The 9,923-nt window shown below is 62.2% G+C and carries 7 protein-coding genes; 2 read left to right on the plus strand and 5 right to left on the minus strand.

Going from position 1 to position 9,923, the window contains the following annotated elements:
• Nucleotides 1-127: 127 nt before the first annotated feature.
• The 4 genes from ACPZMI_RS03745 to ACPZMI_RS03760 all read right to left on the minus strand — a co-directional run bounded on the left by ACPZMI_RS03745 (nucleotide 128) and on the right by ACPZMI_RS03760 (nucleotide 6,009).
• Nucleotides 128-655 carry a BRO-N domain-containing protein gene (locus ACPZMI_RS03745; protein ID WP_426351703.1) on the minus strand — a complete coding sequence of 176 codons (528 nt, stop codon included), beginning with the start codon at nucleotides 653-655 and terminating at the stop codon, nucleotides 128-130.
• A 371-nt stretch (nucleotides 656-1,026) separates the two neighbouring features.
• On the minus strand, nucleotides 1,027-1,581 hold the full coding sequence (locus ACPZMI_RS03750; protein ID WP_288377776.1) for a hypothetical protein: 555 nt from the start codon (nucleotides 1,579-1,581) through the stop codon (nucleotides 1,027-1,029).
• 61 nt (nucleotides 1,582-1,642) lie between these two features.
• A complete protein-coding gene (locus ACPZMI_RS03755; RefSeq protein ID WP_186666978.1) occupies nucleotides 1,643-2,893 on the minus strand; it encodes a ribonucleotide-diphosphate reductase subunit beta in 1,251 nt (416 codons plus the stop codon).
• Between the two features lie 236 nt (nucleotides 2,894-3,129).
• Nucleotides 3,130-6,009 carry a ribonucleoside-diphosphate reductase subunit alpha gene (locus ACPZMI_RS03760; RefSeq protein WP_054892920.1) on the minus strand — a complete coding sequence of 960 codons (2,880 nt, stop codon included), beginning with the start codon at nucleotides 6,007-6,009 and terminating at the stop codon, nucleotides 3,130-3,132.
• 703 nt (nucleotides 6,010-6,712) lie between these two features.
• Here ACPZMI_RS03760 and ACPZMI_RS03765 point away from each other — a divergent pair.
• The gene (locus tag ACPZMI_RS03765; RefSeq protein WP_186666977.1) at nucleotides 6,713-7,414 is read left to right on the plus strand and encodes a response regulator; all 702 of its coding nucleotides are present in this window, start codon (nucleotides 6,713-6,715) and stop codon (nucleotides 7,412-7,414) included.
• Nucleotides 7,411-9,015 (plus strand): ATP-binding protein, encoded by a 1,605-nt coding sequence (locus ACPZMI_RS03770; RefSeq protein WP_426351704.1) that lies wholly within the window; start codon nucleotides 7,411-7,413, stop codon nucleotides 9,013-9,015. The genes ACPZMI_RS03765 and ACPZMI_RS03770 overlap by 4 nt, the downstream gene beginning before the upstream one ends.
• Before the next feature lie 3 nt (nucleotides 9,016-9,018).
• Here ACPZMI_RS03770 and ACPZMI_RS03775 read toward each other — a convergent pair whose 3' ends face one another.
• Nucleotides 9,019-9,720, minus strand: a complete 702-nt coding sequence (locus ACPZMI_RS03775) for a 4'-phosphopantetheinyl transferase family protein (protein WP_426351705.1) — start codon at nucleotides 9,718-9,720, stop codon at nucleotides 9,019-9,021.
• Between the last annotated feature and the right edge of the window lie 203 nt (nucleotides 9,721-9,923).

A 9,923-nucleotide genomic window follows, 5' to 3' on the forward strand; every position in this document is an offset into this window, starting at 1 on the left:
GCCCGCGAAGCAGGCACCGCGCAGGTCGGCATCGACTTCGCAGGTGTTCGCGGCGGCGCCCCAACAAGCCCGTTTCCGCAAGTGGTGCAGCGAGTAATCAGGCATTTGTAAAATGGCCCTGGCTCAGCTAAACCCCATGCAACCGCAAAGCCCGCTGGGCGCATTCCTTCCAGCTCATCCTGCGCTTGTGCACCACCCCAGCCCCATCCCCAGCCAGCACCACCGGCATATCCCGCATCTTCATCCAGGGCTCGCTCTGCCAATACAGCAACGTCGCCGTTCTCCCGCCAGGCCAGCACATCTGCCCCAGTCGCGGCGCTTCACCCCCATTCATCTGCCCATCACGCAGCACTGCCACCACCTCGTGGGTCAGCCAGAGCCGCAGGTGGCGATTCTCCGGAATGTGATGATGGGCCAGCAGGGTGTAGGCCCCGGACTCACTGACCATGGTGGTTTCCTGATACTGGCCGTAGCGCAGCAATTGCACGGTGCGGTACTGGTCCGGGTCGAGCTTGCGGGTACAGTGCTCATCGAAGAAACGCCCGGTCATCCGACCGAGTTCGTGGGCGCAGAACCAGGCTTGGGATTCGAGCCAGAGGGTGTGGAGGTGACGGTTGTGGCGGGTGAAGAGGGTGGGGGAGTGGAGGTCAGTCATGGCTGGCCTCCAGGATCCTGAGGGGGTGGAACAGGCTGGACGCATACGCGAAAGGCTTGCGAACGCTCGTCTTGATAGGCATTTCCTTTACCTCTACGTGATTTCAGCTTTCTTAGGGCTAGGTGTCGGGAGCTAAGAAATCCCACGTAGCGGACCGGACGTATTCCCCTTACGGGTCTTGTATTAGTCCGCTCCCGACATAACACGTATTTTCTGCGCGCAGGATTAAACCACAGGCAAAAAAATGCCGCATCTATCGGGAGCGGATCGACCGCTACGTGGAGCGTTTCTTAGGCGCCGCGAGATAAGTTAAACGCAGGGGTTGAAATGTTCAATTATTTTATATGTAGGAGGTTTCTGAAATTATTGATCTATAGTGGTCTTTCTGACGCGCGTCTAGATGCAATATCTAATAATAAGTATTTTGGCGCTACTGAGTAAAAGGTAAAGGCGGCTAGTAAAAAGTCTATTCTATTGCCATGCTTTCCAAATAATAATTTTTCGCCAGGGTTTTTAATGCTCAGCTCCAGGTAACGTTTTTCAACTGGAGTAAAGTCTGGTTCGATTTCTTTTAGTCGATTGACATTGCGAACTAGCTCGCCTAAGTCACCATCGTTAATAGATGATTGAGGTTCGTGCGCAAGCTTGTTTCTAATTATATTAATTTGGTGAGCAATGCGGGCTAGAGGTATTGGAAGTCCGAAAGCAGTGGCTAACCCGAGCTTTCCGCCAAAATTGTTTGGTTCCTTGGCGTATTTTGAAAGCTCTCCCTTGTTTCTTTCATTTATATAGAAGGATAAAAGGCTTTCGGTCACTAAATGAAAGCGGAGGACGCTTCCTAATTCGTCTTCGGTTTCAGCTGCGGCTATGAGTGCAGCTGAGCTTTCAAGCTTTGTCGTGTCGATGTCTAGCGTTATAGTGTTCATGTTAATGTCCTTATCACATGTCGATAAAATAAAAAAGGCCGCCTCTCGGCAGCCTTTTCGTTTAGTCCCAGCTCAACGCCCCACCGGTCTGATACTCAATCACGCGAGTCTCAAAGAAGTTCTTCTCCTTCTTCAAGTCCATGATCTCGCTCATCCAAGGGAACGGGTTGGTAGTCCCCGGGTACTCTTCCTTCAGACCAATCTGGGTCAGGCGACGGTTAGCGATGAACTTGAGGTAATCCTCCATCATCGCTGCGTTCATCCCCAGCACGCCGCGAGGCATGGTGTCGCGGGCGTATTCGATCTCCAGCTGGGTCCCTTGCAGGATCATCTGGGTCGCTTCTTCCTTCATCGCCGCATCCCACAGGTGCGGGTTCTCGATCTTGATCTGGTTGATCACGTCGATACCGAAGTTCAGGTGCATCGACTCGTCGCGCAGGATGTACTGGAACTGCTCGGCGACGCCGGTCATCTTGTTGCGGCGGCCCATGGACAGGATCTGGGTGAAGCCGCAGTAGAAGAAGATGCCTTCCAGTACGCAGTAGTAGGCGATCAGGTTGCGCAGCAGCTCTTTGTCGGTTTCGACGGTGCCGGTGTTGAACTCCGGATCCGAGATGGCGCGGGTGTACTTCAGGCCCCAGGCGGCTTTCTTCGCGACCGACGGGATCTCGTGGTACATGTTGAAGATCTCGCCTTCATCCATGCCCAGCGACTCGATGCAGTACTGGTAGGCGTGGGTGTGGATCGCCTCCTCGAAGGCCTGGCGCAGGATGTACTGGCGGCACTCGGGGTTGGTGATCAGGCGGTACACGGCCAGGGCCAGGTTGTTGGCAACCAGCGAGTCGGCGGTGGAGAAGAAGCCGAGGTTGCGCATCACGATGCGGCGCTCGTCTTCGGTCAGGCCGTCCATGCTCTTCCACAGGGCGATGTCGGCAGTCATGTTGACCTCTTGCGGCATCCAGTGGTTGGCGCAGCCGTCGAGGTACTTCTGCCAGGCCCAGTCGTACTTGAAAGGCACGAGCTGGTTGAGGTCGGCGCGGCAGTTGATCATGCGCTTCTCGTCTACCGCGACGCGGGCCGAGGAGCCTTCGAGTTCGGCCAGGCCTTCGGCGACGTCGAGGGCGTCCAGCGCGGCCTTGGCGCGCTTGACCGCGTCGGAGTCGTTGGCGGTGGCGGCGCGAGCTTCCAGGGCGGCGGCACCGCCGGCGCTGTCGAGCTTGTCGAGGGTCGCGGCGGCGTTGGCCTGCGCAGGGGTGTTGGTTTTGGCGGCGACTTCGCCGTCTTCCTTATCGAATTCGTCCCAGCTCAGCATGGTGAGGTTCTCCTGCTTGAGGGCCATCTATGGAGTATGGCCGGTGGATCTTGGTTGCGGTGCGGTGCACGCAAATCGGAAGCGCCCTTTGAGGGCTGGCCGCGGCACTGGGCGGCGGCTTTTTATGTCTGTCTGCGGGAGAGGTGGTGGCCTCTTCGCGGGCAAGCCCGCTCCTACAGGGTGCTGTGCTGTTGCACAGAAAATTGAGGCTTCCCGGGGGAAGCCTCAGCCAAGCCTTACTGGCAGGCTTCGCAATCCGGCTCGTCGATGGCGCAGGCCTTCGGTACCGGGGCTGGGCCCGCGGCCTGGACCGGGGCGCTGTCGCCGCCGCTGGAGACGGCGTTGAGCTTGCCGGTGTTGATGGTCGACTTCTCGGTGCTGGTCGCGGCCAGTGCACGGAGGTAGTAGGTGGTCTTCAGACCACGGTACCAGGCCATACGGTAGGTCACGTCCAGCTTCTTGCCCGAAGCGCCGGCGATGTACAGGTTCAGCGACTGGGCCTGGTCGATCCACTTCTGGCGACGCGAGGCGGCATCGACGATCCACTTGGTATCGACTTCGAACGCGGTGGCGTACAGGTCCTTCAGCTCTTGCGGGATACGCTCGATCTGCTGCACCGAACCGTCGTAGTACTTCAGGTCGTTGATCATGACCGAGTCCCACAGGCCGCGGGCCTTCAGGTCGCGGACCAGGTACGGGTTGATCACGGTGAACTCGCCCGACAGGTTCGATTTGACGTACAGGTTCTGGTACGTCGGCTCGATCGACTGCGACACGCCGGTGATGTTGGCGATGGTTGCGGTCGGCGCGATGGCCATGATGTTCGAGTTGCGGATGCCTTTCTGCACACGCTCGCGCACCGGAGCCCAGTCCAGCGACTCTTCCAGGTTGACGTCGATGTACTTGGCGCCACGGGCTTCGATCAGGATCTGTTGCGAATCCAGCGGCAGGATGCCCTTGGACCACAGCGAACCCTGGAAGGTCTCGTAGGAGCCGCGCTCATCGGCCAGGTCGCACGAGGCCTGGATGGCGTAGTAGCTGACCGCTTCCATCGACTTGTCGGCGAACTCGACGGCTGCGTCCGAGCCGTACGGGATGTGCTGCAGGTACAGCGCGTCCTGGAAGCCCATGATCCCCAGGCCGACCGGGCGGTGCTTGAAGTTCGAGTTCTGCGCCTGTGGCACCGAGTAGTAGTTGATGTCGATCACGTTGTCGAGCATGCGCACGGCGGTCTTGACGGTACGCGCCAGTTTCGCGGTGTCCAGCTTGCCATCGACGATGTGGTTCGGCAGGTTGATCGAACCCAGGTTGCACACGGCGATTTCGTCGGCGTTGGTGTTCAGGGTGATCTCGGTGCACAGGTTCGAGCTGTGCACCACGCCCACGTGCTGCTGCGGCGAACGCAGGTTGCACGGGTCCTTGAAGGTCAGCCATGGGTGGCCGGTCTCGAACAGCATCGACAGCATCTTGCGCCACAGGTCTTTGGCCTGGATGGTCTTGAATACCTTGATCTTGTTGTACTCGGTCAGGGCTTCGTAGTACTCGTAGCGCTCTTCGAAGGCCTTGCCGGTCAGGTCGTGCAGATCAGGCACTTCGCTTGGCGAGAACAGGGTCCACTTGCCGTCGTCGAAGACGCGCTTCATGAACAGGTCCGGGATCCAGTTGGCGGTGTTCATGTCGTGGGTGCGGCGACGGTCGTCACCGGTGTTCTTGCGCAGCTCGAGGAATTCCTCGATGTCCAGGTGCCAGGTTTCCAGGTAGGCGCAGACCGCGCCCTTGCGCTTGCCGCCCTGGTTGACCGCAACGGCGGTGTCGTTGACCACTTTCAGGAACGGCACGACGCCTTGCGACTTGCCGTTGGTGCCCTTGATGTACGAGCCCAGGGCGCGTACCGGGGTCCAGTCGTTGCCCAGGCCGCCAGCGAACTTGGACAGCATGGCGTTGTCGTGGATGGCCTTGTAGATGCCCGACAGGTCGTCCGGAACGGTGGTCAGGTAGCAGCTGGACAGCTGCGGACGCAGGGTGCCGGCGTTGAACAGGGTCGGGGTCGATGCCATGTAGTCGAACGACGACAACAGGTTGTAGAACTCGATCGCGCGGGCTTCGCGGTCTTTCTCCTGCAGCGCCAGGCCCATGGCGACGCGCATGAAGAACACCTGCGGCAGTTCGAAGCGCACGCCATCCTTGTGGATGAAGTAACGGTCGTAGAGGGTCTGCAGGCCCAGGTAGGTGAACTGCTGGTCACGCTCGTGATTGATGGCCTTGCCCAGGCGCTCCAGGTCGTAGCCTTTCAGTGCAGGGTCGAGCAGCTCGAACTCGACGCCTTTCTCGACATAGGCCGGCAGGGCCTTGGCGTACAGCTCGGCCATTTCGTGGTGGGTGGCGCTGTCGGCCACGCCCAGGAAGCCCAGGCCTTCGGCACGCAGGGTGTCCATCAGCAGGCGGGCGGTGACGAACGAGTAGTTCGGCTCGCGCTCGACCAGGGTACGGGCGGTCATCACCAGGGCGGTGTTGACGTCCTTGATGGCCACGCCGTCGTAGAGGTTCTTCAGGGTGTCGCGCTGGATCAGGTCGCCATCGACTTCGGCCAGGCCTTCGCAGGCTTCGCTGATGATGGTGTTCAGGCGTGCCATGTCCAGCGGCGCCAGGCTGCCGTCGGCCAGGGTGATGCGAATGCTTGGGTGCGGCTCGACCACGGCGTCGGTGTGGGCGCGGGTGGCGCGCTCTTTAGCGCGCTGGTCGCGGTAGATCACGTAGTCGCGGGCGACTTTCTGCTCGCCGGCGCGCATCAGGGCCAGTTCGACCTGATCCTGGATCTCTTCGATGTGGATGGTGCCACCCGACGGCATGCGGCGCTTGAACGTGGCAGTGACCTGCTCGGTCAGGCGCGCGACGGTGTCGTGGATGCGCGACGAGGCGGCGGCGGTGCCACCTTCAACTGCAAGAAACGCCTTGGTGATGGCAACGGTGATCTTGTCGTCGGTGTAGGGGACGACAGTGCCGTTGCGCTTGATCACGCGCAGCTGGCCCGGAGCGGTCGCAGCCAGATCCTGGTTCGAATCGGCGGCCTGCGGCGCCTTGGCCTGCGGGTTCTCGCGAGTTGTGTCGGTTTGCATGGGTGTCTCCACAGTTTCTATATTGTTCGGGCGCCTTTTGGGCGCCCACCGTTCCATCCATCAGTTCGACCGGCCCGGGCGGGGGATGCCACGCGCACGTGCATCCGCCCGCTCGGGCTTACCGACTTCGGGACAGACTCAGGAATAAGGGGCAATCACTTGCCGCTCCCTGGCCGAAGTCAAAGATTCTGGGTCACGCCCAAAAACTGTTGCTGTCGGGTGTCAGGCGATGCCTGCAACACCCATACCCGAACAAGGCCCTGGAGGGCTTGCCTCGGTCGCGCCTCCGCAGGAGCGGTTTGGCTGCTGAAATCACTGTAAGTTCCGGCAGAAAAATCGCTTGAGTTTCTGCCTGGACTTGTGTTTGTGATTTGGGTCGAAGCCACAACATGTAGTGGTTCGCTGCAATGGGGATACAAGATAATGCGGTATTGGGGTCTTTGCAAGGCGAGCTGCTGTGGATAACTTGTGGGTACTTTGTGTGTGAAAGGTGGGTATTCGCTGTAGGCCTTGTCGCAAGAGGTTTTTGCCGGTTTCAGGCCTGTGACAGAATTTTTCGCGTGGTTGGCAGTGCCTGGGGCGGGACGTAGTATCCGAGGGATATGTTGCCCTTTGGTGAAGGGCGGCAGTTGCCCCGTCGCGGGGCAAGCCTGCCCCCACGATAGCGCACCGCCAACAAGATCATGAACAGAGGTGACCGGCGATGGACCAGCCCAACAACCGTATCCTGATCGTCGAGGACGACCAGCGCCTGGCCGATCTCACCGCCGAATACCTGCAGGCCAACGGCTTCGAGGTGGCGGTCGAGGGCGATGGCGGGCGGGCGGTGCGGCGCATCATCGACAGCCAGCCTGATCTGGTGATCCTCGACCTGATGCTTCCCGGCGAGGATGGCCTGAGCATCTGCCGGCGGGTGCGCGGGCAGTTCCCCAACCCCATTCTCATGCTCACCGCGCGCAGCGATGAACTCGACCAGATCCAGGGGCTGGACCTGGGGGCTGACGACTATATCTGCAAACCGGTGCGCCCACGCCTGTTGCTGGCGCGCATCAACGCCCTGCTGCGGCGCAGCGAGGCGCCGCAGGGCAAGGGACATGACCTGAGCTTCGGCCCGCTGCGCATCGACAACCGCCTGCGCGAGGCCTGGCTGGGCGAGCAGCCGATCGACCTGACCGGCGCCGAGTTCGACCTGCTCTGGTTGCTGGCCAGCAACGCCGGGCGGGTGCTGTCGCGCGAGCAGATCTCCACCTCGTTGCGCGGGGTGGGTTACGACGGCCAGGATCGCTCCATCGATGTGCGCATCTCCAAGATTCGCCCCAAGATCGGTGACGACCCGATCCACCCGCGGCTGATCAAGACCCTGCGCAGCAAGGGCTACCTGTTCGTCGGCGATGCCAGCCCATGAATTCGATCTTCCTGCGCATCTATGGCGGCATGCTCGTGGTGCTGGTGCTGGTCGCGGTGCTGGGCGTGCTGAGCCTGCACCTGGTCAACGAGGTGCGCGCAGGCCAGCATCGTGAGGGCCTGGCGCAAGGCACCTTCAGCCTGATGGCGGACAACCTGGCGCTGCAGAACGAGGTCGAGCGCAAGCGGTCGCTGGTGATCTGGGAGCGCTTGCTCGGGGTGCCGCTGGACCTGGCGCCGCTGTCGATGCAGACCCTCGATGCCGGGCAGCGCAGCCGTCTGGCGCGCGGCCTGGTGGTGGTGGAGAAGACCGGTCCGCATGCGGCCAAGGTCTTGCGCCAGGTGGCGCACGAGGATGTGGTGCTGGTCGCGCAGGTCAAGCAGGTCAGCGAGCAGTTGGCCCGTGCCACCCTTTATCTGCTGGCCGACGAGCTGGTGCGCTACCCGGTGACCGAGCAGCAGCAGCGGTTGGCGCAGATCAGGCAGAGCAAGGGGTTCGGTTTCGACATCGCCCTGCAGCGGATCGAGCGGGTAGGGCTGGACGACGACCAGCGGCGCCGGGTCGAGGAAGGCGACACGGTGATGGCGCTGGGCCGCGATGGTGACTCGATCCGCGTGTTTGCCGGTTTGTCCGGCTCGCCGTGGGTGCTGGAAATCGGCCCGCTGTATCAGCTCAATCCTTATCCGCCGCAGCTGTTGATCCTGATCGCCTTTCTCGGCCTGTGCCTGATCGGGTTGGTGGTGTACCTGTTGGTGCGCCAGCTCGAGCGCCGTGTTTCGGGGTTGGAGATGGCGGCCTCGCGCATCGCCCAGGGCAGCCTGGAAACCCGCGTGCCGGCCGGTGATGCGGACTCGGTCGGGCGCCTGGCAGCGGCGTTCAATGGCATGGCCGAGCACTTGCAGCGCTCGCTGAGCATGCAGCGTGAGCTGGTGCGGGCGGTGTCCCACGAGTTGCGCACACCGGTGGCGCGCTTGCGCTTCGGCCTTGAGATGATCGAGAGCGCCAGCACCGAGCAGGCGCGGAGCAAGCACCTGGCGGGCATGGACAGCGATATCCAGGACCTGGACCGACTGGTCGACGAGATGCTGACCTACGCGCGCCTGGAGCAGGGCGCGCCGGCCCTGAAGTTCCAGCGCATCGAGCTGGACAGCCTGCTGGATCGGGTGATCGACGAACTGGCACCGCTGCGTGCGGATGTTCGGGTGACCCGCGGGACCTGCCAGCTGGGGGAAGACCATCAGGCCTGGGTCGAGGCCGAACCGCGCTACCTGCATCGGGCGTTGCAGAACCTGGTGAGCAATGCCATGCGCCATGCCGAGTCCGAGGTGCGCCTGAGCTTTCAGCTTGGCCAGCAACGTTGCCGCATCGAAGTGGAGGACGACGGCCCAGGGATTCCCGAAGGCGTCTGGGACCGCATCTTCACCCCCTTCACCCGCCTGGATGACAGCCGTACCCGTGCCTCGGGAGGGCATGGCCTGGGCCTGTCGATCGTGCGGCGGATCATCTACTGGCACGGTGGGCGGGCGCAGGTGGGGCGCAGCGAGGCGCTGGGTGGCGCCTGCTTCAGCCTGAACTGGCCACGACAGCAGGCGCCGGGGTGAGGCTCAGGCGCTGATCAGGCTGAGCAGGTGGCCGTCCTGCAGGCAGAACTGGCCGTCGAGTTCGCGGCCATGGTGCCACTCGCTCGACAGGTCGGTGAGCAGGCGCAGGCGTGCGTGGCCTGTGGCGTCCCACTCCAGCACTTCGGCGTGTTCGAAGTAGAAGCGCTTGAGGGTCAGGGGGTAGAGGGCCTTGAACAGGCTTTCCTTGAGCGAGAAGGTCAGGGTCACACCCAGGCCGATCGTTGAGCGGTCCAGGCGCTGCAGCTCGTCGGCGGTGAGGATCTCGCCCGCCAGGCGCTCGGCGCGTTCGTCGTCGAGCAGGCTCTCCTGGTCAAGGCCGATACCTTTGCAGGCGCCTTCGTGGGCGACCACGGCAGCGGCCCAGCCCTGGCCATGGGTGATCGAACCTCGGATGCCGGCGGGCCAGACCGGTGAGCGGTCTTCGTGGCTGCCCGGAACATAGTCGCGGCCGTCCAGGAGTTGCAGCGCCTCACGGGCACAGACTCGGCCGGCCAGGTACTCGGCCTGACGCTTGGCCACCGAGCGCTGCAGGCTGGGGCTCTGTGCGATGCCGGCGCGCTGGAAATCGTCGGCGGCCAGGCGCTTGGGGTCGAAGGCGCAACTGACCAGCACCGCGCCGGGAAGGGGCTGGGGCAGGGGCCAGTGATGCTGGAGTGGGGTGCAGCAGGTGGGGAGTCTGTCCATGGGCGGTATTGTGCCAGTTCCGGCCGTTTCGCGGGCAAGGCCAATGCAAATCCGCAACTGACGCGATTCCTGTAGGAGCGGGCTTGTCCCGCGATCGGGCGCGCAGCGGCCGTGCAACCAGGCGACCGAAGTCTTCCTGAAAAACCTCTGTGTCAGTTTTACGGCCGCTGCGCGCCCGATCGCGGGACAAGCCCGCTCCTACA

It is taken from the genome of Pseudomonas wayambapalatensis, from assembly GCF_049942315.1.
GTDB classification, from domain to species: domain Bacteria; phylum Pseudomonadota; class Gammaproteobacteria; order Pseudomonadales; family Pseudomonadaceae; genus Aquipseudomonas; species Aquipseudomonas wayambapalatensis.